This window comes from Bacillus sp. MYb56 (genome assembly GCF_002976445.1).
Lineage (GTDB): Bacteria > Bacillota > Bacilli > Bacillales > Bacillaceae_G > Bacillus_A > Bacillus_A mycoides.
Genome location: NZ_PCOH01000007.1, coordinates 177,127 through 199,006 on the forward strand (window position 1 = coordinate 177,127; position 21,880 = coordinate 199,006).

A 21,880-nucleotide genomic window follows, 5' to 3' on the forward strand; every position below is an offset into this window, starting at 1 on the left:
ACTTCTCCCCTCTTTTACTTACGCATTTTTGGATCTAACGCGTCGCGTAATCCGTCTGCAATTAAGTTGAATGCTAAGATTAACATACTGATGACAACCGCTGGGATGAACATCATATGTGGATACGTTTGAATTGATTTATAACCATCATTTACAAGAGAACCAAGTGATGCGAATGGTGGCTGAATACCTAGTCCGATGAAGCTTAAGAATGCTTCACCAAATACCGCTGTTGGAATTGTAAACATTGTCATTACGATAATTGGTCCCATTACGTTCGGAATTAAGTGCTTCACAATTAACTGTGTATTCGTTGCCCCTAATGTACGAGATGCTAATACATATTCTTGGTTTTTTAATTTTAGGATCTGTCCACGAACGATACGCGACATCCCTATCCAACCTGTAATTGCCATCGCAAGTGTAATTGACCAAATACCTGATCCCATAATGATTACCATTAAAATAACGATGATTAAGTATGGAATACCGTTAATGATCTCCATAATACGTTGCATAATATTATCTACTCTGCCGCCATAGAAGGCTGAAACACCTCCATATGCAACCCCAATTACTAAGTCAATCGCTGCTGCTAAAAGAGCGATATATAATGATACTCGTGTACCTTCCCATGTTCTTGTCCATAAATCACGGCCAAGATCATCTGTACCAAACCAGAAGTACTCTTTAATATCACGTTTTTCATATTGGTCAACACCATATTGATCTGTACCGTCAAATGGTAGCCAATGAACATTTTCAATCACTGGAATTTTCGGTGGCATTTTCGCACGACCTAAATCCTGCTCTTTATAAGAATGCTTACTTACCATCGGTCCTAAAATTGCTAGTAGTACAATAAGCATTAATAATACGAAACCAAACATTGCACCTTTATGTTGGAACAAACGTCTTCTTACATCTTGCCAAAACGTTAAGCTTGGACGGGCAATGACTTCATTATCAACATTACTCTGATTGGCTGGTTGAAATAAATCTGGAGATAATTTTTGTACATCTTTCATCATTTTTTCCCTCCCGCTAAACGAATACGAGGATCAATAATTCCGTATAAAATATCGACAATGAAAATAACTAAGATGAAGATCGCACTATAGAAAATTGTAGTTCCCATAATAACTGTATAGTCATTCACTGTAATCGATTTAACGAATTGTTCCCCAAGTCCAGGTACAGCGTAAATTTGCTCAATAACTAGTGTCCCTGTAATTAATCCTGCAACCATTGGTCCTAAAATTGTTACAACTGGAATTAATGCGTTACGCAGTGCGTGCTTGATAATGATAACGCCTTGGCTAATTCCTTTCGCTTTCGCTGTTAAAATGTAGTCTGCTTGCATAACCTCAATTAACTCTGCACGAGCGAAACGTGCGATTGTTGCGATAACTGCCATCGATAAGGCAATTGTAGGCATTACTGTAAACTCCGGTCCTTTCCAGAATGCTACTGGGAACCAACCAAGTTTTACCCCTACGAAATATTGTAGTAATGCGGCGAATACGAATGATGGTACCGACATCCCGAGTACGGAAATAATTGTCGCCCCATAATCGACCCACGTATTGTTACGAAGCGCCGCAACGATTCCTAAAATTAAACCGATAAATGTTCCTAATATAATCGCTTGTAAACCAAGTTGTGCTGATGGTCCAATACGATCCACAATCATATCTGTTACTGGGCGGTTATCATATTGGAATGATACCCCTAAATCACCTTTTGCTAAGTTACCTAAGTAACGTGCATATTGAACTGGTACTGGATCATTTAATCCATATTTTTCAAGAATGATTTCTTTTTGTGCCGGTGATAGCTTCTCCTGGTTTTTAAGCGGAGAACCCGGTAGTAATTTCATCAAAAAGAAAGTCAGTGTAGTAATTAAAAATAATGTCAAAGCCATGTACACGAAACGTTTTAATACATAACGTCCCATAGTCAAGCACCTCCCCGTTTTTCTCAAAAGCAATAAGATAGTTTGAAATATTCTTACTTTTATTTTTTTAAAATAAGAGCACATGCCCATCATAGGCATATACCCTTATTCATGATGGAAACCATTTTTAGTTTTTGAGTTCAACCCACTTATAGCTAAATTCTCCGCCGTATTTATGTTCTAATAGGCCTGTAATTGAACTACGTTGTAAATATGCCTTTCCAGGTTGATATACTGGAGCAATCGCTGCATCTTCAAGCAGTTGTTGTTCTGCTTTTAATAGAGCATCCCAACGAGCTTGTACATCTACTTCTGTTTTGGCTTTCTTAATTAGTTCATCATAAGCTGGGTTTGCGTAATTCACTTTATTTTGCGAATTACCTGTTGTATACATTTCAAGGAATGACATTGGATCCATATAATCTGGACTCCATCCCGCATATGACATCGCATAATCTCCACTTGCTTCAAGTTTTAACTTTTGTGCAAATGGCTGCATTTTTGTTGAAACTGTTAAACCTGGTAAGTTCTTTTCGAATTGTCCCTTTAAATACTCTCCGATTTTTTTGGCATCATCAGTATCAAAGTTTAATAACTCTAACTCTACTTTGTCTACACCAAGTTCTCTTTTACCAGCTTCCCAATATTTTTGAGCTTCTTTAACATCCTCTTTTATAAGCTTTCCGTTCTCTTCACGGAAGTCTTTTCCGTTAGGTCCTTTTGCCAAACCTTTCGGAACAAAACCATACATTCCTTCTGAACCATCGTTTAAGATAACTTTCCCGATATTTTCACGTTCAAAGGACATCGCAATTGCTTTTCGGATATTTTTATTTGTTAAAAATTTATTTTTTTCATTTAAACGAATGAATTGTGTAGATGGTCTCTTAATTGTTTTAAAATCAGCATCTGATTTGTATTTATCTACAAATTCTGATGTTAATACTACACGATCAATCGCTTTCGTTTCATATAAGTTTATAGCAGTTGAACGATCCTTAACAATATTGAAGTTTATCTCCTCAAGCTTCACTTCTTTATTTTCCCAATACGTTGGATTTTTCTTAAGGTGGAAACTTTGTTCATGTTTCCATTCATTTAAAACGAATGGGCCATTATAAAGTGTCGTATTGGATTCTAATCCAAATTTTGTTCCTTGTTCTTTTACAAACTTCTCATTCAAAGGATAAAATGTTGGATAGACTGTTAGACTTACAAAATAAGGAACAGGATTATCTAATTCTACTTCAAGTGTGTGATCATCAATTGCTTTTACACCAAGTTCCTCAACTGGTAATTCTTTTTTATTAATTTTCTCTGCATTTTTCACATCAAATAGTATGTAAGCAAATTTGGCACCCGTATTTGAATCAACAGCTCTTCTCCAAGAATAAACGAAGTCTTTCGCTGTTACAGGTTCACCATTCGACCATTTCGCATCTTCACGTAATTTAAATACATACTTTTTACCATCTTCTGATTTCTCATAAGATTTAGCGACTCCTGGAGCGAGTTTATCGTCTTTCCCCAGACGATACAACCCTTCCATTGTGTTATTCATGATGTTAGAAGATGCTGCATCCGTTGATAGCGTCGTATCCATTGTTGGTATTTCAGCAGTTTCTGTTAGATTCAATACTTGCTTATTTGAAGTACTGGATCCTTTCGCGCTTGCCTTATTATCATCTTTTTGATAACTACAGGCTCCTAGCACACTTACTGTCAACGTCGATGCAAGCAATAGCGGTATCTTTTTCTTCATGCTGTGTTGCCTCCCCTAATTGCACTTCCTGTACCCTCACTTGTAGAAAAACAGAATTGAAAGAATAATCTCCAAGTTTCTACAATTTTCATTATACATATAATATGACGATTGTGAATATAGTTTTTTGTTTTTTTGTTAAAATTTTTAATAAAATGTTTATATTTTTAATTTTTTGTAAAGGGATACGTTAACATTGCTACCATCATCTTGAAATTAGAACCTCAATTGCGTATAATTTTCAAAAAATTATTTATATTACTTATTATAACTTTTATAGTATAATAATTCTAGTAATATTTTGACGGAGGGGAATATTTTGAATAAAGTTTTTTTTCATACTTGTATACTATTTTTGGTTGCGATAATCGCTTCTAGTGTGGGCGCATTCCTCGTTTCATCTCATTTTTTGTTGAATTTTGTCAACATCTCATTCTATATTGCATTGTTTTTTATTCTTATAGGTGGTTTTTTATTCATATTTCAAAACGGATTTTTTAACGTAACAATTTACGCATTCCAAAGAGTATTTGGTACGAATAAAAAAATTGACTCTTTAATTGAAGAAGCAGAGGAACCTATCGATAAGAAAGAACGTATTTATAAAACATATTCATTCAAATGGACGTATCCGATTTGTATTACCGGTATCGTACTTGGGTTGTTCTCGATCCTCATTAGCTTTACTATTTTGATGTAGTTTGCAAACACTATCCCATATGATATAATAATCAGCAAAACATTTTGTTATAAAACTTTAGTTCTTTCATATTAAAAGAGCTTAGGTAACAATAAATAAATTTATATGTATGCGATGATAAAGAAGAGTACATATTGAGGCAATTTCAGAGAGCTTGTGGCTGGTGTGAACAAGTAATTGCGCAGTATGGAATGGGCTTTTGAGCACCAAACCGAACCGAAAGTAGTAGGCCTTGGCGTTATATCCAGACGTTATTATGGATCTTGAGAGATTTCACAGCTGTGAAATAATTAGGGTGGTACCGCGGTCCATTCGTCCCTATGTAATTTGGGATGAATGGGCTTTTTTGTATGCCTTCTCTTCCCCATCGCACATTCAATTTTAGGAGGAATTACTTATGTCAGTTATCTTTTCTGGTATTCAGCCAAGCGGAACAATTACACTTGGAAACTATTTAGGAGCTATGAAGCAATTTACAGAGCTTCAAAATGAACACGACTGTTATTTCTGTATTGTAAACCAACATGCGATTACAGTACCTCAAGATCCCGTACAACTTCGTAAAAACATTCGCAGTCTTGCTGCACTTTATGTAGCATGTGGCATCGATCCTGAAAAAGCTACTTTATTTGTACAATCAGAAGTACCAGCACACGCTCAACTAGGATGGATTATGCAATCAGTTGCTTACGTTGGAGAATTAGAGCGTATGACGCAATATAAAGATAAATCTTCTGGTAGAGATTCAGTTCCAGCTGGATTACTAACGTATCCACCATTAATGGCTGCTGATATTTTACTTTACAACACTGAAATCGTACCTGTTGGTGATGATCAAAAACAACATATGGAATTAACACGCGACCTAGCAGAGCGTTTCAACAAACGCTTCCGTGAAGTGTTCACTGTTCCTGAAATTCGTATTCCAAAAGTAGGAGCTCGCGTTATGTCATTAACAGAACCTACGAAAAAAATGAGTAAATCTGATCCGAATCCAAAAGCAATGATCAGTATGCTTGATGAACCAAAAACAATTGAAAAGAAAATTAAAAGTGCTGTAACTGATTCTGAAGGTATCGTGAAATTTGATAAAGAAAACAAACCTGGAATCTCTAACTTATTAACAATCTACTCTTCATTCTCTGGAAAAACAGTTGAAGAAATAGAAGTAATGTACGAAGGAAAAGGATACGGAGACTTCAAAGGCGACCTAGCACAAGTAGTCGTAGAAGCAATTCGTCCAATCCAAGACAAATATAACGAACTAATCAACTCACCAGAACTAGACGAAATTCTAGACAAAGGTGCCGAAAAAGCGAACCGCGTTGCATTCAAACAACTACGCAAAGTAGAAAACGCAATGGGATTAAGTAGAAAACGTAGGTAACATATAAAGCGGAAGTGGCTCGCTCAGAATGTGAGGGGGATGGAGCTCCTGACGTAGAGGCGGGTTTTGCCTCGCAGGAAGGCGCGAAGCCACCGAACATTCTTGTCACCTCCATAAAAAAAACCGCCAATTAGCGGTTTTTTTAATTTACCTTCTGCTCATTTTCCATTTCCCATAACTTTTCAAAAAACGGCTGTCCTTTTACAAGGCGCTCACATAATTGCTCGTGCTTCTCAGACCATCCAGTTTTCGCTTCATCATAAAGTTTAGCCCAAACATCTTCAAACTCCATATGTTGGACCATTCCGTACGCTGATGGATCCCACTCTGTGAACCAATAGCGAATTTCAGCTGGATTTTTCGTTGTATGTAATTGATCTAATGCCATAAATAATAATTGTTTTAACTGTCTTTCTTTACGAGTTAGGCCGTTCATAATGAAAGGCGACGGCGATAAAATATGATGTTCTTTTTCAATCTCTTCCACTTGGAACTCATACTTTTCTGCTTGCACATTCTCTACCATCTCATATACCATCTGTTCTTGACGCGGTATAAGCCTACTTTTTCTAATTGGCACATTATAGCCGATTGAATCAATCGCAATAATTCCTTTTCCATCTGTAACTACAAAACAATATTCTTGTTGCAAACGTTCGTGATTTTTACGAATATAAGCCTTATGATATACGTCTTCCAATAATTTTTGCGGAAGCTCTAATAATTCGTTCTCGATGTAATGATATAATGTGGCATCTACTTTTAATAATGGCACTTGATCTAATAGCTCAATCGTATCATCTTTCCGCCATTCGTAAAAATGACAAACGTTATACCCATTCTCTTCACCTTCAAACCAATTTACCCATACATCATGTAGATATAACATTCACTACCCCTCACTTCACTACTGTTTGTACCAATCATTATGTTCAGTTTCGCTTAACTTTATTCCACTTGAGGAAATATATTCTAATTATTATTTTTTCTTCTATAATATTAAAAAAACAGGAGATAGCTCCCCTGTTTTTCATGAAACATGAAATGTATTTGCTTTATTCAATATTTCTTTCGCATCTATAGATAATAAAGAAAGTGTATTTTCTCCTTCAAATGCTACACAATCTTTCACAATATGAAATCCAAGTGCATAGCCAAGCATTTTCGGATACGAGTGCAGTCCATTTAATAAAACATCATGCTCCCTCGTACCTCTCTTTACGCCTATTCGTTCTTGTATTGAATTCCTCCAATAATAAATAGCATCTTCTTTTGAAATGTAAGTAGTCCACGGTGCACATCTTTTTTCTGTATACCTTTCATACACAGCTTGCTCAGCTAACCCTTCCATAATCATCGTATCAAGTAATGTATACTCTGTTTCTTTCGTCTCAATTTGATGTAACCTACATATATGATGGTATTCATGCGTTAATAAAGCTTTTAGTTCCTCTACTGAATTACGTCCACATACGAATAAGAAAATAACGTGACGCATAGATAAGCCAGCCTTCCCGTTATATTCCTCTTGTACAGTTCGATTGTATGAATCTGATAATAAAATAAAGATAGGGACATCTGGACCTTTTAGCCAACCTTTCAATTTTTCATACTCCATGCTAAGTTCTTTCCAAATTTCTTTCTTCTCTAACTCTTTAATTTCCTGCTCCCCCCGCATTACTGGGCGATACATACCTTTAGAGATTAAAAAGCGATACAGTCTCTCTTTTGGCAATGGAATATACTTTGTAAATTTCTCACAAAGCTTCTCTGGACGTCCATAATACAGATGTAACCATTCTGCCGTTTCAACAACCCCCAACCTTCATCCCTCCTTTTCTTATGTATATGCAAAAAAGAAAGGAACGTAAAGGTGATAAAAAATAAATAAGGTGTCTTTTCGTAATACTTTACGAAAAGACACCTTATTGTACATATTATTTATATGCTTTAAATACTAATACTGCGTTATGACCACCGAATCCTAATGAATTACTTAATACAGCTCGCACTTCTTGATGCCTCGCTGTATTTGGTACGTAATCTAAATCACATTCTGGATCTGGTGTTTCATAGTTAATCGTCGGAGGAATTACTCCGTCTGTAATTGATTTAATAGAGAAGATCGCTTCAACAGCACCAGCTGCTCCTAATAAATGACCTGTCATTGATTTCGTTGAGCTAATCGCTACTTTATATGCATGCTCACCGAAAGTTTCTTTAATTGCCATCGTTTCATACTTTTCATTTGCATCTGTACTTGTACCATGTGCATTAATGTAATCAATATCTTTTGGCTCTAGACCTGCATCAGCTAAAGCTTGACGCATCGCACGAACTCCGCCTTCACCGCCAGGAGCAGGCATTGTAATATGGAACGCATCACCAGTTGCACCATAACCAGCAATTTCCGCATAAATGTGAGCACCACGTGCTAATGCGTGCTCTAATTCTTCAAGAATAAGAATTCCTGATCCTTCACCCATTACGAAACCGCTACGATTTTTATCGAATGGGCGGCAAGCCGTTGCTGGATCTTCATTGAATGTTAATGCTTTCGCTGAGCTAAACCCAGCGAATGCCATACTTGTTAATGGCGCTTCTGCTCCGCCTGTTATCATCGCATCAGCATCACCGCGCTGGATTACTTTAAACGCATCACCAATTGAGTTTGCTCCAGATGCACAAGCTGTTACAGAGCAAGTATTAATTCCTTTCGCTCCTGTAGCGATTGACACTTGACCTGCTGCCATATCTGGAATCATCATTGGTACGAAGAATGGGCTCACGCGGCGCGGACCTTTTTCAGTAAAAATCTTAAATTGTTCTTCGTATGTTTCCATACCACCAATACCAGAACCAACCCATACACCAATGCGTGGTGCATTTTCTTCTGTAATTTCAAGCTTCGCATCCGCAACTGCCATTTTCGCTGCTGCTACTGCATATTGCGTAAAGCGGTCCATACGGCGCGCTTCTTTTTTATCTATATATTTTTCGATTTCAAAGTCGTTAATTTCTGCTGCTACTTTTGCAGGAATTTGTTCTGAATCTATTCTTGTAAGTCGTCCGATTCCGGATACACCGTTTTTAATGTTTTCCCAAGCTGTTTCAACATCTGTTCCGATCGGTGTAACAGCTCCTAGCCCTGTAATTACGACCCTCTTTTTTTCCATACAAAATACACTCCTTTTTTTTCTCTCAGTCCTTATTTACCCCAACGAAGAGCTACTGCTCCCCATGTTAACCCGCCGCCAAAACCGACTAGTATAATTAAATCACCATCTTGAATACGTCCATTTTGCAATTCCTCTACCATTGCAATTGGAATTGAAGAAGCCGATGTATTACCGAACTTTTCAATTGTCATACTCATTTTTTCTTTCGGTAAATTTAATCTTTCTCTTGCAGATTCCATAATACGAATATTCGCTTGATGTGGTACTAAGAAGTCCACATCCTCTTTCGTAAGTCCCGCTTTTTCTAACACGCGAAGACAGGAATCACCAAGTTGGCGAACAGCAAATTTAAAGACTTCTCTGCCGTTCATCATAACATACTCGTCTTGATAAAGATGCTTACCGCCACTTCCGTCCGCTCCTAATTCAAAAGAAAGTACACCTTTTCCTTCCGAAACAGCTCCCATTACGATAGCACCTGCTCCGTCTCCAAATAGTACTGCTGTATTTCGATCGTTCCAGTCTACAATTTTAGATAGTTTGTCACTACCAACTACTAATACATTTTTATAAGTTCCCGTTTGAATAAATTGCTGCGCTGTAATCATTCCGTACATAAAGCCAGCACACGCTGCACTTAAATCCATTGCGGCTGCGTGTTTTGCGCCAATTGCTTCTTGGATTACACAAGCTACTGCTGGGAATGCGCGATCTGGCGTTACTGTTGCCACTAAAATAAGATCGATATCCTCTCCGCTAATCCCGGCATCTTCAAGTGCTTTTTTAGAAGCCTCTACCGCCATATATGAAGTATCTATTGTATCATCGGCAATGCGTCTTTCTGCAATTCCCGTTCTCGTACGAATCCATTCATCAGATGTATCTACGATTTTCTCTAAATCGTGATTTGTGACTACTTTTTCTGGCACATATCTTCCGATCCCTAAAATGCCCACGTTCACATCGCAGCCCTCCGTTTTATATCAATTATTATGACTTGGTACTAATTTTAAAACATAAATGTACTTTTGTCTAGAATATATTTCAGCTAAAAAAATAAGACAGCGTATTACTAACTTTATTTTTCATTAAAAGAAACAGAAAAATCCCTATCCTTTCAAAAGATAAACTTCCCAATACTTTTGACCTTACTCCGCTCGAAACAAAAAAAGCCCTTACCGCTTCTATCCACAGCTCGAGCCTCTCTCCCATCAAAAAAGAAGGGTTTGGTTTTATTCTTTATCTGCTTTCCCTTCAAAACTAAGACGTTCTCCTCATAACCTTTCCCTTTAACCTCATCATCTCTCTGATCTTACCTCGCTCGAAATAAAAAAGGCCCTTACCGCTTCTATCCACGGTTCGAGCCTCTCTTCCATCAAAAAAGAAGGGTTTGGTTTTATTCTTTATCTGCTTTCCCAAGCTCATATGCTTCGCCCATTACTTTCATCAATAGCTCTAACACTGGCTGTGCTTTCTCCATATCAAGCGCAATTCCATTAGAATCTAAAATTGCCTTAGCTTCTGGTAAATGTTTCATTGCGATTTGTAAAAATTGCATACTTTTTTCGTTCATGTAATCTCTTCCTCTCCATTAAAGCTTTTCAATCAATTATCCATACAATAGTTTAACACGTGCGCTACCCTTCGTATAACTCTTTATATTTTTTCATATGTGCTAATTGTTTATTTAAACCGAATTCTACTGGTGTATTTTTTTGAATAGAAATAACCTCTACAGCTTCATCTCTTACTTCCACATTTTTTTTATTTACTTTATCATCTGCATGCAGCAAGGTCATACCTTTTTCCCATAACGCTTCTTTTCCGCTAAGTAAGTTATATATACCGAGGTGTTTTACATTCATTCCATTTTCCCATAAATATTCACATACATCTTCAACGTAAAGTAAATCGCTTCCTTTTTCTCCATTTATACAACGGCACTCTTTTTCATCAAGTTCTGATAAAATAAGCTGATGATACATCATAAACGACGGTTGCCACGGCCCATATAATGTAGGAACTCGATATGCACTATATTGTAATTCGCCTTTTTTCAACCCTTCTTCCACTTTCGAAAATAGATGTTTGTTTTCGGATTCTTCAGTGCTTCCTATTTCAATAGAAGAAATTAGATTTAACTTTACTTTATTTTTTTCACACATCCTTACGATTCGTTTTAAATATTGTAATATGACCCTTTCATTCCGAAATCCACTTTGCTGATTCGGCTCATACAAGCAAAAATAAACCGTATCGAAACTCTCTTCCTCAACCGATCGCCATCCGTCTTCATCCCTTATAGAATAGTACGTAAATAACGCATTCCGTCCAATCAACAATAATTTCTCTTCATTAATTTTTGTCATACTATCAAATTCATCAAAATCAAGACCATATACTTCTACTTCTTCTGCAATCATTTTATTCACAAGGTGATAACCTACAAACGTAAGTGCACCTATAATCAGCACGCGTTTCATACCACCAACCCTTTCCCCTTGAAACAAATAGCTCCTCATTTATGTATATGGGAGCTTCACAATTCTTCTTCATATTTTTTAAAGAAATCAGTTGTTTGTCTAACCATTTTATATTTCACATCTTGCAGATGGAATAAAACAGAAGTATCGCATTGATTGAATTGCCTCATTTTCTCGTATTTACGTAACAATTGTTTTCTTCCTCTTTTTTCCTGTGTTGATACGAAAATCTTAACAGGTACACAAGACGGAAGAAGCGCAAATGATTTCTTATTTATTTTTGATTCTAATTCTTCTTCTTTGGAATCATACGCCAAACTTAATTCCTTCACTAATCTTTTGTAAAAAAACTTATGCTCTTTCTCAAACTCCACATATTCTGGTAAATCTAAACACGGATTTAACATAACGACAGAACGTATACATTCCGGGTATTTGTTCATCATCTCCAGTGCTACAAGCGCTCCCATACCATCTGCCATAATGTGCATTTTCGCATTCAATGTCTCTTTTCTTAGAACGACATCATACAAACGTTTTGCAAGACGAACAGCTCGATCGTTCCCCCAATGCCTTCCGTATAAGTTAGATGAAAAGACCGTATAGCCTTTTTCAATAAGACCCTGTAAAAAATAAGCTCTCCCTGCATGTTGTGTCCATAAACTTGTACCATTCTCAATAAAATAGTTATAATCCCCTAGGAGCATAACAGAAAATCCATTTGGCTTTTCTGGTAAATAAATTACACATGGTTCTTTTTCTAAATAAAAAAAACGTTCCGTAATACTCATTTTTCCCCCGCCTTATTTTCTAAACGTATAAAAGTACTCTTTTATAATGTATGAACAGAATGCAAATTTGCGTTGAAAAATCTACAAATATTTTTCTATATTCTTTTTTCAATTGTGTTACAATAAGGACAGATTGAACGAATAGAGGTGTAAAATATGCGTTTCATTTGGGCATTAATTTGGTCGTTCGCACTTGTACATATGATGAGCTATGTAATCGGCTCTATGACTGGCGGTACATACGATTTTAACCAAGCGTCTATTTTCTCAGTTGTTCTTGCGGTATTAGTATTAGCGATTGCAGCTGCGATTCCAAACGAGCCAGTAGAACAACACTAAAAAAAGAGTCCGGATTTTATCCGAACTCTTTTTTTACTTTACATGAACGACTAATTCGTTATTTTCTACATCAACCACTACGTGACTATTGTCAGTAATCGCTCCTGCAATTAATTCTCTCGCTAATTTCGTCTCAACTTGACGCTGTACGTATCGTTTTAACGGACGAGCTCCGTACAGCGGATCGAATCCAGCTTCTACAACAAATTCTTTTGCAGATTCCGTCAATTCTAATGATATGTGGCGATCTGCTAAACGCCCTTGTAATTCTTGTACAATCTTATCAACAATACCTTTAATTTCATTCCTTGTAAGAGGTTTGAATAAAATAATTTCATCGACACGGTTTAAGAATTCTGGTCGGAAATGTCCTCTTAATTGTCCCATTACAAGTTCTCTTGACTCTTCTTTAATAGAACCATCTTCTTCTAGCCCTTCTAATAAGTGAGCAGATCCAATATTTGAAGTCATAATAATAACCGTATTTTTAAAGTCTACTGTACGTCCTTGTGAATCTGTAATGCGTCCATCGTCTAACATTTGTAATAAAATGTTGAATACTTCTGGATGTGCTTTTTCGATTTCATCTAACAAAATAACAGAATACGGTTTACGTCTTACTGCTTCTGTTAATTGACCACCTTCTTCATATCCAACATATCCAGGAGGCGCTCCAATTAAGCGTGACACTGCGTGTTTCTCCATATACTCAGACATATCGATACGAATCATTTGCTCTTCACTGTCAAATAATGTTTGCGCTAACGTTTTTGCAAGCTCAGTTTTACCAACACCTGTAGGGCCTAAGAAAATAAATGAACCAATTGGACGATTCGGATCTTTAATACCAGCGCGAGCACGAAGTACTGCGTCTGATACAAGGCTTACCGCTTCCTCTTGACCGATAACACGCTCTGATAAAATTTGTTCAAGACGTAATAATTTCTCACGTTCACCTTCAACGAGTTTTGCGACAGGAATACCAGTCCACCTTGAAACAATGTCTGCAATTTCTTCTTCACTTACTTCCTCGCGTAATAAACGATTCTCTTGTTTATTATGTGCACCCATCTCTTCCGCTTCTTTTAACTCTTTTTCGATAGCTGGAATTTTCCCGTGGCGAAGCTCAGCTGCTTTATTTAAATCGTAATTTCCTTCTGCTTCTTCTAACTCACGGCGCAAGCGCTCTAAATGTTCACGTAAGTCACGCACTTTATGAATGTCTTCTTTTTCTTTCTCCCATTTCGCTCTCATACTACTTGCAACTTCTTTTAAATCCGATAATTCACGTTGCAATGTTTTTAGGCGCTCTTGACTACCTAAGTCCTTTTCTTTCCCAAGAGCAGCTTCTTCAATTTCCAGCTGCATAATGCGGCGCGTTACTTCATCTAGTTCTGTTGGCATAGAATCAATTTCTGTTCGAATTGTTGCACAAGCTTCATCAACAAGATCAATTGCTTTATCGGGCAAGAAACGATCCGAAATATATCGATCTGATAAAACAGATGCCGCTACAATCGCGCGATCATGAATATTTACACCGTGATAAATTTCAAAACGCTCTTTTAAACCACGTAAAATGGAAATTGTATCCTCAACAGTTGGCTCTTCTGCTAACACTTGTTGGAAACGTCTTTCTAACGCTGGATCTTTCTCAATATATTTACGGTATTCATCTAATGTCGTTGCCCCGATACAATGCAGTTCACCACGCGCTAGCATTGGTTTTAACATATTTCCCGCATCCATCGCTCCTTCTGTTTTACCAGCGCCGACGATTGTATGAAGTTCATCAATGAATAATAAAATGCGACCTTCACTCTTTTTAATTTCATTTAATACAGCTTGCAGACGTTCTTCAAACTCACCGCGGAATTTTGCTCCGGCCACAAGTGCACTCATATCTAAAGCGAAAATTGTTCTATCTTTTAATCCTTCTGGGACATCTTTTTTCACAATACGCTGCGCTAATCCTTCAACGATTGCTGTTTTACCAACACCTGGCTCTCCGATTAAAACGGGGTTATTTTTCGTTTTGCGTGAAAGAATGCGGATCACGCGGCGAATTTCACTATCTCTGCCAATTACAGGATCAATTTTCCCCGCTCTTACTTCAGCCACTAAATCACGGCCATATTTTTCTAACGCTTCATAAGTTGCTTCTGGATTTTGACTAGTCACTCTTTGATTCCCCCGAACTGTCATTAAAGACTGTAATAAGTTATCTTTCGTAATATAAAATTTTGCGAATAATTGATTTATATCGCCTTTTTCTTCAGAAAAAGCAAGTAATACATGTTCGATTGAAATGTAGTCATCTCGCAATTTCTCCGCTTCTTTTCCTGCTCTTACAAGCAGTTGTTGCAAAGCACCTGTTACATATAATTTCCCTGCCTCTGCCCCGCTTCCAGTTACAGAAGGCTTTTTCTTAATTAAACTTTCTACACCTTGCTTTAACGCTTCTATATCGACATTCATTTTTTGAAAAATACGTACTGTTAATCCGTCTTGCTGCTCTAATAACGTAAGCAATAGATGAACAGTATCTACTTCTTGATGATGATGAGATACCGCTAAAGATTGAGCACTCATAATCGCTTCCTGTGTTTTCGTTGTCATTTGATTTAAGTCCATCTTTACAGCCCTCCAAATGTTTGACTTTCTTTGACCTTTGATTTGATTATACGCCAACTGACTTTTTTATACAATAATTTTGCTTATGTAGTTCAAACTTATTATTGGAAAAAGAAAAAAGTAACATTCATTTTCCTAATCAAAAAAGCCGCAATAACGATTGCGGCTTCTGTTACGGTTTTCTTTTATATGTCCACTGACGGTTATGATTCGTGTTATCTGGAAACTTTTCACCGGCAGTTAATTGTACCATTTGCGGATTTTTCACCATACTTCCCGTTTCACCAATTTCTACGTAAATGCCATCATTTGGCGCCTTTTGCCCTGAACGAAACCTGCGATTTTGTCCCATTTCCATTCTCCTTCCATGACGTCTTGCCTCATTAGTATATCCATTTTAAAAGAAAGCTTTTCTGTCATGTTTAGGAAACAAGTACTACGGTTTACCCATGTACATATATATAATTACACAAGCTTAAGCAGGAATTATTGGCATATTTGTTGAAAAAAAAGAAACCAACCTACTTTAGGCCAGTTTCAAAGGAGAGTCAAACATATACGAGAAGATTACATGTTCATTATAAGCCTCATCATACGAGCAATGTAACCCTTTTCACAATTTGTACATAATGAAAAAAACATTGTTTGAACTTTCTAAAAAGATATTGACTTTTCCTAATTTCCAACGAGAAATAGTAGACACCACAGCGCTTCGCGACGTAAGATGGATATATAGTGAAACTTTCATCTACAGTAGTTTCACCCAGTCTAACCTCTTATTTCTGCATATTAAAAACGGAAATACAGATAGAATCAAAAAATTTATTATAAGAGGTGAAATTATGAACAAACAACATTTAATCGCATTAGACTTAGACGGAACTTTATTAACAGACAACAAAATAATTTCTCCAAGAACGAAAAACACAATTGCAAAAGCAAAAGAACAAGGACATATTGTCGTTATTTCAACAGGACGTCCATTCCGCGCTAGTTACGATTATTATAAAGAACTTAGCCTTAACACACCAATCGTAAACTTTAATGGAGCTTACGTGCATCACCCTCTTGATTCAAGTTGGGGAACACATCACTCTCCTCTTGAACTTTCAACAGCGCAAGAAATCGTCCGAGCTTGCTTTGGTTTCGGCGTGAAAAATGTCTATGCTGAAGTCATCGATGATGTGTATGTCCGTGAAATTGATGAAGATAAAAAACATATTTTTGAATTCGGTTCTCCAAGGATTTTCACAGGAGATTTATTAAATATTTTAAACGACCATCCAACTTGCTTATTAATCGATGCACATGACGAGCATTCTGCTGCAATTCGCCAACATTTAACAGATATGCATGCTGAAGTCATCGACCATAGAAAATGGGGTGCACCTTGGCCAATTATTGAAATTGTAAAAAGCGGATTAAATAAAGCTGTCGGATTACAAAAAATTTCAGGCCATTATAACATTCCTAAAGAGCGAATTATCGCTTTTGGTGATGAGGATAACGACTTTGAAATGATCGAATTTGCTGGTCATGGAATCGCAATGGGTAATGCGATTCCTGAATTAAAATCACTGGCAAATCATACGACATTAACGAATGAAGAAGATGGTATCGCTCTATATTTAGAAGAGGTTCTTGGATTGTAATCTAAAAATTCCCTGCTTATAGTTTCTCGCTAAACGCTCATACTATTATTAGACGCAAAAGTCAGCGCGTCAATTGTTTTCAGCTAAATAAAGGGGGTTTTTCGAATGGGTAAAAAGAACAAATCAAAACGTTTTATCCAGCAAGGAGCCGATGCTGTTATGAAGCATGATGCAAGATTCCCGTACAGAGGTACATTAGCTGAGGCAGAAAAAGCGAGAAGTAACTCTTCATTTGGAGGGGTTTAAATGGGGAACTTACTATTCCAACAAGCTAGAGACGCTGTTTCAAGTGCCGTTTCTTGTTCAAGTGGCGCTGAACAACAGGAACTCGTTTATAGAGCAAAAAACTCTTTGCACTCTGCTTATGCAAACTCTTCAACTGCTGAAAAAGTTCAGCTACGTGAAATGCAGGAGCAATTGCAAAACATTACGAATTCGCATTAAAAAAGGAGGACCAGCTTTGGTCCTCTTTAATCTTTTCTAAACAATCCAAACACACCGACCGTTTGCAGTATATTTGTAAATGCACCTGGGTCCACTTGTTTAATAACCCTCTCTAATTCGTACAACTCGTAACGAGTAATAACAATCATTAACATTTCTTTATTTTCATTTGTATAAGCACCTGTTGCTGGTATAGTTGTAATCCCTCTCACTAAGCGAGAGTGAATCGCTTTTCGCACATCTGCCCCGTTCTTTGTAACAATTAATGCCGTAATCTTCACATGACGGGTATGAATCGCATCAATAATTCTCGTTGATACATACAAAGTGACTAAAGTATATAATGCCTTTTCCCATCCATATACGTAGCCAGCAGCGATAATGATAAGTGCATTAAAGAAGAAAAAATACGTGCCGACAGGCTTATCTTTTATTTTTGATAAAATCATGGCAATAATATCTAGACCACCTGTAGAAGCCCCCCACTTTAAAGCAACCCCTACCCCAATCGCTGAAATAATACCACCAAAAATCGCATTCAATATAATATCGTGCGAAACCGCTCTAACTGGGATAATTTCTAAAAACAAAGTCATAAATACAACACAAAGAAAACTAAAAAATGTAAAGGCCTTCCCAACCTTTTTCCACGCTAAAATAACGACAGGAATATTAAACAAACTAAACAATACCCCCGTAGATATATGAATAGATAAAAAGTCACCTAATATTTGTGACAATAATTGAGACAATCCAGCAAAACCACTCGCATACACTTTCGCTGGTGTTAAAAATAAATTCATCCCAATCGCATTTAATAAACCCGCAATAATTACAACGACTAACTTCTTAATAAGTTCAGTATAATTCAGCTTCAAATCCATTTCTAATCCACCTTTAGTATTCATGAATGCACCGCTATACATAGTCTTTACGAAAAAGGAAATGATAAACATACAACGTTTAGAAATGGAGTTGATACATATGCCACATACTAGTGATAACGACAAAAAAGCACGCGACAATAATGCAAAGCGCACTCAAAAAAATGAACAAGAGCAAAAAAATATTCAGCAAGGAAAACGTGCATATTCTAAGAAAACCGATCACCTTTGATTACATCGTACATCAACGTTAATGTTGATGTACTTTTTTTACATTTTACAGGGAAAAAACATTAAAAATTCACTTCATGTTCACTTCTATATTCTACAATAGCGATAACATATTCGGATGAGGTGTTAGCATGAAAGGAAAAAGTACATTCATTATCACTGCACTAATAAGTATATTAATGCTATCTGCTTGCGGACAAAAAAATGACTCGGGCACAATCGCTACAACAACAAACTCAACCATTACGAAGAGCGATTTCGAAAAACAATTGAAAGATCGATACGGAAAAGACACGCTATACGAAATGGTAGCACAAGATGTTATTACTAAAAAATATAAAGTATCTGATGATGCAGTAGATAAAGAAGTAGAAAAAGCAAAAGATCAATATGGAGAACAATTCAAAGCAACACTAGAAAATAATCGTTTAAAAGATGAAGAAGATTTCAAAAATCAAATTAAATTCAAACTTGCATTGAATGAAGCGATTAAACAAAGCGTTACAGAAAAAGATGTGAAAGACCACTATAAACCAGAAATTAAAGCTAGTCACATTTTAGTAAGTAACGAAAATGAAGCGAAAGAGATAAAGAAGAAATTAGATACCGGCACTTCATTTGAAGAATTAGCAAAACAAGAATCTCAAGATTTAGCATCAAAAGATAATGACGGAGACCTCGGATACTTCGGGGCAGGCAAAATGACACCTGAATTTGAAAAAGCTGCCTACAAATTAAAGCCCGGCCAAATTAGCAATCCCGTAAAATCACCAAACGGCTATCACATTATTAAACTAACTGATAAAAAAGATTTACAACCTTACGATAAAGTGAAAGACTCTATACGTAAAGACTTAGAAGAAGAACGTCTCGCCGACCCTTCCTTCGGTCAAAAATTATTACAAGATGAATTAAAAAAGGCGGATATTAAAATAAACGATAGTGACTTGAAAGATACATTTTCTCATCTTTTTGGGAAAGGTAAATAAAAAACGAGGGTGCAAACTTTTTGAACAGTATGCATGATGGTAAATGAGATTGTATCGGCATTTTTTCGAATATATCGATTTACCGACGAAAATTAACAACATAAAGAAGTAGGCTGCTTGAGCAGCCTACTTCTTTTATTCTTTCATTAATACTTTCAGCTTTTTCTTCAGACTTTTATAATGCCAATTGATTTGATCTAGTTCTATCTCTACTTCAATTAATATATCTATTAAGTCTTCTTTATTTTGCTGAGATTTCATAATATTTTCAAGCAATTTTTCGAATCTTTCACTACTCTCATATATATCATTTAAATCCACCGCTAATATTTCACGTTCTTTTTCAGGGCATACTATGGAAAGACGGTTTATTAATTGTTCAAGTACATTATCTTGCACTTCCGTACCTCCGTTTCAATATCTCATCTATTCTTTCTTAATCTCTTGTAACAAAAGCATACAAAATTCAACTGAAGCTATTAGGGGGCACCATACCCAAAAAAGAAAACTGTACATTTAGACATTAAATTGACGTATTTCAATTTATTCCCTGTACGTTAAGGAATTAGTTTGTATATTTGTGGAGATATACGAGACAGGTGTGAATTTAGGGGAATCCAATATTTTCTATTCAAATATGATAGAATGAAAATATATCCAAAAGGAGGAACAACAAATGAACTCAAACACAAAACAGTTTATTTATGATATCCAGCAAAGAAAGAACAATTATATGGAAAATGTATTAATAGCAATACAACACCCTAAAAAAGAGCAATCTGAACAGGTCATTCAAAATATAGTAGAGAAGATGGATATGATGATTAGTTTAGTTACTACTTATATGAGGATTGAATCAGGATCTACGGAAGAATTAGAAGCACTTCAGGAAGAAATCATTCATGCTCAAGCATATATTCAAAAACGAAAATTTGAAGAAACACAGAGATAAAACCCTGTATTTTTATTTGGGCGTCTATGACGCCAATCGGTTATAAATCAAACTAGATGTAATTTGATCATTGTTTTGGCATAATCCATACAATTTGTTGAATACGTACAATATGCGGCACCTTATCTTCAATGAGCAAATGATCCGGTTCACATTCTTTAACTTTCCTCTTACATTACCTCTTACAGCTTCAATAACCACATGTTTACCAATTACCGATTGTAATGTCTAATATACGTAGGGATTAGGTACACTTACCATATTTTGTTCACTAAAGTCATTTGCCTCTAAAAAACTCATTCTATAGGACTCCTTTCTAACTTACATTTTCCCTCTTAATATATGATATAAATCTTATAACTATACTAGAAGGATATTTCATTATAAAAACGAAACTAACATTTTAATAAGGTGCGTTTTCTATTCCTAAATTGCTAAAAAATTATTTATATAAGGTTACTTTTACTAGTTAATAGGTGATGATATAGGGATATTTTGAATGTACATCCAGGCTGTTCCTTTCAAGATATGTATCATTTTAAATACGCCCTTTATTAGAATAGTGCTCATACATTTTTTGAGATTCTTTAGTAATACGTGCGTTAAGTAAAATTGTTAACAATAAAAACACTCCATATTTCCCCCCTGTAGCTCCTATGATAATCACACTACTACAAACAAGCACAATTAATAAGATAAACGAAACTAAATAAATACAGTCATAATTCTTTGACATTTCCTCGTATTTTATGCGTTCTTTCCTTGCATCCATCTAAATTATCCATTTCACTATAAAATAAATTCCGACCTTAAAAAGAAAAATCTGTCCATTTAAATAATTAGTTTGTTTTTTTAGCAACTAATGTATATAACATGAAAAGAAATCCTACCAATGTTAAGCTTTCCACTATGATAATCCCGACCCTCTCCTTCCTATTAACCCCAACACATCAGATGAAAATTATGTGTACCCCATATTAGCTGCAGCAAACAAAAAGGATCCTCCCTTCTCTTAAAGGCTGATCCTTTTCTTCGTGCATTCAACTATTTTTAGCTATTCTTGATTAATTAGAATAACAGCTGGTCCATCTACACGAATTCCACCAACTTCGATTTTTTCATAAGGCTCAACTGTAATAGAAATGACCCCTTCCCGCTTCTTTAATTCTTTACTTAATTCTTTGGTTAACATTTTTTTCATGTGTGCACTCCTTCTTACTGCTTAATTTACTATTGTTATGTAAATAAAATTAAAAGTGGTTTCCTGGTCTGGAAACCATTTTTTGTAGTTAACCATATGGTGTTACCAGTTCGCTTATCAATTTTACGTAAAGAAGATAAACAATTACTATTCACTGTCTCAGTAGATGTAAGAAATTCTTAAAGATAGCGGTGAGATTGATTGTTTTTTCTTCTAGAAATAATGACTTAGATAGTATATTACCTAAAACAATGAAAGCCCTACCTCTCTTTCATCCTTACGGCTCCTTGTCCGT

25 protein-coding genes, 1 pseudogene and 1 other annotated feature are annotated in these 21,880 nt (G+C 36.1%); of the genes and pseudogenes, 9 read left to right on the forward strand and 17 right to left on the reverse strand.

What is annotated here, in order from left to right; translation table 11 throughout:
• Window positions 1-14: 14 nt before the first annotated feature.
• From opp3C to CQ058_RS11780, 3 genes are all read right to left on the reverse strand, one after another.
• Window positions 15-1,031 (reverse strand): oligopeptide ABC transporter permease, encoded by a 1,017-nt coding sequence (gene opp3C, locus CQ058_RS11770; RefSeq protein ID WP_002188756.1) that lies wholly within the window; start codon window positions 1,029-1,031, stop codon window positions 15-17.
• Window positions 1,028-1,957, reverse strand: coding sequence for an oligopeptide ABC transporter permease (gene opp3b / locus CQ058_RS11775; protein ID WP_000534165.1), 930 nt, complete (start codon window positions 1,955-1,957; stop codon window positions 1,028-1,030). The genes opp3C and opp3b overlap by 4 nt, the downstream gene beginning before the upstream one ends.
• A gap of 127 nt (window positions 1,958-2,084) precedes the next feature.
• Window positions 2,085-3,719, reverse strand: coding sequence for a peptide ABC transporter substrate-binding protein (locus CQ058_RS11780; RefSeq protein WP_002188753.1), 1,635 nt, complete (start codon window positions 3,717-3,719; stop codon window positions 2,085-2,087).
• 319 nt (window positions 3,720-4,038) lie between these two features.
• Between CQ058_RS11780 and CQ058_RS11790 the strand changes: the two genes are divergently transcribed.
• Window positions 4,039-4,419: a DUF3899 domain-containing protein gene (locus tag CQ058_RS11790; protein ID WP_002125921.1), complete on the forward strand. Its 381-nt coding sequence runs from the start codon at window positions 4,039-4,041 to the stop codon at window positions 4,417-4,419.
• 105 nt (window positions 4,420-4,524) lie between these two features.
• Window positions 4,525-4,742 (forward strand) — a binding site (T-box leader).
• A 74-nt stretch (window positions 4,743-4,816) separates the two neighbouring features.
• Window positions 4,817-5,806 (forward strand): tryptophan--tRNA ligase, encoded by a 990-nt coding sequence (gene trpS, locus CQ058_RS11795; RefSeq protein ID WP_002188752.1) that lies wholly within the window; start codon window positions 4,817-4,819, stop codon window positions 5,804-5,806.
• A gap of 142 nt (window positions 5,807-5,948) precedes the next feature.
• Here trpS and CQ058_RS11800 read toward each other — a convergent pair whose 3' ends face one another.
• From CQ058_RS11800 to CQ058_RS11830, 7 genes are all read right to left on the reverse strand, one after another.
• Entirely contained in the window at window positions 5,949-6,695 is a 747-nt protein-coding gene (locus tag CQ058_RS11800; protein ID WP_002030367.1) for a YjbA family protein, read from the reverse strand.
• A gap of 141 nt (window positions 6,696-6,836) precedes the next feature.
• The gene (locus CQ058_RS11805) at window positions 6,837-7,628 is read right to left on the reverse strand and encodes a DUF2268 domain-containing putative Zn-dependent protease (RefSeq protein WP_002030365.1); all 792 of its coding nucleotides are present in this window, start codon (window positions 7,626-7,628) and stop codon (window positions 6,837-6,839) included.
• Window positions 7,629-7,743: 115 nt separating this feature from the next.
• The gene (fabF, locus tag CQ058_RS11810; protein ID WP_105589710.1) at window positions 7,744-8,982 is read right to left on the reverse strand and encodes a beta-ketoacyl-ACP synthase II; all 1,239 of its coding nucleotides are present in this window, start codon (window positions 8,980-8,982) and stop codon (window positions 7,744-7,746) included.
• Window positions 8,983-9,014: 32 nt separating this feature from the next.
• On the reverse strand, window positions 9,015-9,947 hold the full coding sequence (gene fabH / locus CQ058_RS11815) for a beta-ketoacyl-ACP synthase III (RefSeq protein ID WP_001100550.1): 933 nt from the start codon (window positions 9,945-9,947) through the stop codon (window positions 9,015-9,017).
• A 434-nt stretch (window positions 9,948-10,381) separates the two neighbouring features.
• The gene (locus tag CQ058_RS11820) at window positions 10,382-10,558 is read right to left on the reverse strand and encodes a ComZ family protein (RefSeq protein ID WP_002011319.1); all 177 of its coding nucleotides are present in this window, start codon (window positions 10,556-10,558) and stop codon (window positions 10,382-10,384) included.
• Window positions 10,559-10,622: 64 nt separating this feature from the next.
• Window positions 10,623-11,495, reverse strand: a complete 873-nt coding sequence (locus CQ058_RS11825) for an NAD-dependent epimerase/dehydratase family protein (RefSeq protein ID WP_002188748.1) — start codon at window positions 11,493-11,495, stop codon at window positions 10,623-10,625.
• A gap of 29 nt (window positions 11,496-11,524) precedes the next feature.
• Window positions 11,525-12,259, reverse strand: a complete 735-nt coding sequence (locus CQ058_RS11830; RefSeq protein ID WP_000028694.1) for a lipase family protein — start codon at window positions 12,257-12,259, stop codon at window positions 11,525-11,527.
• 156 nt (window positions 12,260-12,415) lie between these two features.
• Here CQ058_RS11830 and CQ058_RS11835 point away from each other — a divergent pair, with 156 nt between their 5' ends.
• Window positions 12,416-12,598: a YjzD family protein gene (locus CQ058_RS11835; protein ID WP_001211111.1), complete on the forward strand. Its 183-nt coding sequence runs from the start codon at window positions 12,416-12,418 to the stop codon at window positions 12,596-12,598.
• 33 nt (window positions 12,599-12,631) lie between these two features.
• Here CQ058_RS11835 and clpB read toward each other — a convergent pair whose 3' ends face one another.
• Both clpB and CQ058_RS11845 read right to left on the reverse strand, forming a co-directional pair.
• Complete coding sequence (clpB, locus tag CQ058_RS11840) at window positions 12,632-15,232, reverse strand: ATP-dependent chaperone ClpB (RefSeq protein ID WP_002193276.1); 2,601 nt, start codon at window positions 15,230-15,232, stop codon at window positions 12,632-12,634.
• 172 nt (window positions 15,233-15,404) lie between these two features.
• Window positions 15,405-15,584, reverse strand: coding sequence for a YjzC family protein (locus CQ058_RS11845; RefSeq protein ID WP_000531422.1), 180 nt, complete (start codon window positions 15,582-15,584; stop codon window positions 15,405-15,407).
• 490 nt (window positions 15,585-16,074) lie between these two features.
• Here CQ058_RS11845 and CQ058_RS11855 point away from each other — a divergent pair, with 490 nt between their 5' ends.
• From CQ058_RS11855 to CQ058_RS11865, 3 genes are all read left to right on the forward strand, one after another.
• The gene (locus CQ058_RS11855; protein WP_002188745.1) at window positions 16,075-16,884 is read left to right on the forward strand and encodes a Cof-type HAD-IIB family hydrolase; all 810 of its coding nucleotides are present in this window, start codon (window positions 16,075-16,077) and stop codon (window positions 16,882-16,884) included.
• Between the two features lie 105 nt (window positions 16,885-16,989).
• A complete protein-coding gene (locus CQ058_RS11860; protein ID WP_000516816.1) occupies window positions 16,990-17,130 on the forward strand; it encodes a hypothetical protein in 141 nt (46 codons plus the stop codon).
• Window positions 17,131-17,328 carry a DUF3813 domain-containing protein gene (locus tag CQ058_RS11865; protein WP_002011309.1) on the forward strand — a complete coding sequence of 66 codons (198 nt, stop codon included), beginning with the start codon at window positions 17,131-17,133 and terminating at the stop codon, window positions 17,326-17,328.
• Window positions 17,329-17,354: 26 nt separating this feature from the next.
• Here CQ058_RS11865 and CQ058_RS11870 read toward each other — a convergent pair whose 3' ends face one another.
• On the reverse strand, window positions 17,355-18,212 hold the full coding sequence (locus CQ058_RS11870; RefSeq protein WP_002125914.1) for a YitT family protein: 858 nt from the start codon (window positions 18,210-18,212) through the stop codon (window positions 17,355-17,357).
• A 100-nt stretch (window positions 18,213-18,312) separates the two neighbouring features.
• On the opposite strand from CQ058_RS11870, the gene CQ058_RS11875 reads away from it, so the two are divergent.
• Both CQ058_RS11875 and prsA read left to right on the forward strand, forming a co-directional pair.
• Window positions 18,313-18,444, forward strand: coding sequence for a DUF3941 domain-containing protein (locus CQ058_RS11875; RefSeq protein ID WP_001120851.1), 132 nt, complete (start codon window positions 18,313-18,315; stop codon window positions 18,442-18,444).
• A 130-nt stretch (window positions 18,445-18,574) separates the two neighbouring features.
• Complete coding sequence (gene prsA, locus CQ058_RS11880; protein ID WP_002188741.1) at window positions 18,575-19,432, forward strand: peptidylprolyl isomerase PrsA; 858 nt, start codon at window positions 18,575-18,577, stop codon at window positions 19,430-19,432.
• Between the two features lie 135 nt (window positions 19,433-19,567).
• On the opposite strand, the gene CQ058_RS11885 is transcribed toward prsA, so the two are convergent.
• Window positions 19,568-19,831 carry a hypothetical protein gene (locus tag CQ058_RS11885; RefSeq protein WP_002188740.1) on the reverse strand — a complete coding sequence of 88 codons (264 nt, stop codon included), beginning with the start codon at window positions 19,829-19,831 and terminating at the stop codon, window positions 19,568-19,570.
• 277 nt (window positions 19,832-20,108) lie between these two features.
• Between CQ058_RS11885 and CQ058_RS11890 the strand changes: the two genes are divergently transcribed.
• The gene (locus tag CQ058_RS11890) at window positions 20,109-20,384 is read left to right on the forward strand and encodes a hypothetical protein (protein WP_002166150.1); all 276 of its coding nucleotides are present in this window, start codon (window positions 20,109-20,111) and stop codon (window positions 20,382-20,384) included.
• Between the two features lie 67 nt (window positions 20,385-20,451).
• On the opposite strand, the pseudogene CQ058_RS11895 reads toward CQ058_RS11890, so the two are convergent.
• From CQ058_RS11895 to CQ058_RS11905, 3 genes and pseudogenes are all read right to left on the reverse strand, one after another.
• Window positions 20,452-20,684, reverse strand: a pseudogene (locus CQ058_RS11895) (DUF2642 domain-containing protein).
• A gap of 238 nt (window positions 20,685-20,922) precedes the next feature.
• A complete protein-coding gene (locus CQ058_RS11900) occupies window positions 20,923-21,156 on the reverse strand; it encodes a hypothetical protein (RefSeq protein ID WP_002030277.1) in 234 nt (77 codons plus the stop codon).
• A gap of 282 nt (window positions 21,157-21,438) precedes the next feature.
• Entirely contained in the window at window positions 21,439-21,585 is a 147-nt protein-coding gene (locus CQ058_RS11905; protein ID WP_002011296.1) for a BC1881 family protein, read from the reverse strand.
• Between the last annotated feature and the right edge of the window lie 295 nt (window positions 21,586-21,880).

Coding starts and splice junctions, on each gene's coding strand:
- opp3C (WP_002188756.1), bottom strand. CDS start 1,031: ATGATGAAAGATGTACAAAAATTATCTCCAGATTTATTTCAACCAGCC.
- opp3b (WP_000534165.1), bottom strand. CDS start 1,957: ATGGGACGTTATGTATTAAAACGTTTCGTGTACATGGCTTTGACATTA.
- CQ058_RS11780 (WP_002188753.1), bottom strand. CDS start 3,719: ATGAAGAAAAAGATACCGCTATTGCTTGCATCGACGTTGACAGTAAGT.
- trpS (WP_002188752.1), top strand. CDS start 4,817: ATGTCAGTTATCTTTTCTGGTATTCAGCCAAGCGGAACAATTACACTT.
- CQ058_RS11800 (WP_002030367.1), bottom strand. CDS start 6,695: ATGTTATATCTACATGATGTATGGGTAAATTGGTTTGAAGGTGAAGAG.
- fabF (WP_105589710.1), bottom strand. CDS start 8,982: ATGGAAAAAAAGAGGGTCGTAATTACAGGGCTAGGAGCTGTTACACCG.
- CQ058_RS11820 (WP_002011319.1), bottom strand. CDS start 10,558: ATGAACGAAAAAAGTATGCAATTTTTACAAATCGCAATGAAACATTTA.
- CQ058_RS11830 (WP_000028694.1), bottom strand. CDS start 12,259: ATGAGTATTACGGAACGTTTTTTTTATTTAGAAAAAGAACCATGTGTA.
- CQ058_RS11835 (WP_001211111.1), top strand. CDS start 12,416: ATGCGTTTCATTTGGGCATTAATTTGGTCGTTCGCACTTGTACATATG.
- clpB (WP_002193276.1), bottom strand. CDS start 15,232: ATGGACTTAAATCAAATGACAACGAAAACACAGGAAGCGATTATGAGT.
- CQ058_RS11845 (WP_000531422.1), bottom strand. CDS start 15,584: ATGGGACAAAATCGCAGGTTTCGTTCAGGGCAAAAGGCGCCAAATGAT.
- CQ058_RS11855 (WP_002188745.1), top strand. CDS start 16,075: ATGAACAAACAACATTTAATCGCATTAGACTTAGACGGAACTTTATTA.
- CQ058_RS11860 (WP_000516816.1), top strand. CDS start 16,990: ATGGGTAAAAAGAACAAATCAAAACGTTTTATCCAGCAAGGAGCCGAT.
- CQ058_RS11865 (WP_002011309.1), top strand. CDS start 17,131: ATGGGGAACTTACTATTCCAACAAGCTAGAGACGCTGTTTCAAGTGCC.
- CQ058_RS11870 (WP_002125914.1), bottom strand. CDS start 18,212: ATGGATTTGAAGCTGAATTATACTGAACTTATTAAGAAGTTAGTCGTT.
- CQ058_RS11875 (WP_001120851.1), top strand. CDS start 18,313: ATGCCACATACTAGTGATAACGACAAAAAAGCACGCGACAATAATGCA.
- prsA (WP_002188741.1), top strand. CDS start 18,575: ATGAAAGGAAAAAGTACATTCATTATCACTGCACTAATAAGTATATTA.
- CQ058_RS11890 (WP_002166150.1), top strand. CDS start 20,109: ATGAACTCAAACACAAAACAGTTTATTTATGATATCCAGCAAAGAAAG.
- CQ058_RS11900 (WP_002030277.1), bottom strand. CDS start 21,156: ATGGATGCAAGGAAAGAACGCATAAAATACGAGGAAATGTCAAAGAAT.
- CQ058_RS11905 (WP_002011296.1), bottom strand. CDS start 21,585: ATGAAAAAAATGTTAACCAAAGAATTAAGTAAAGAATTAAAGAAGCGG.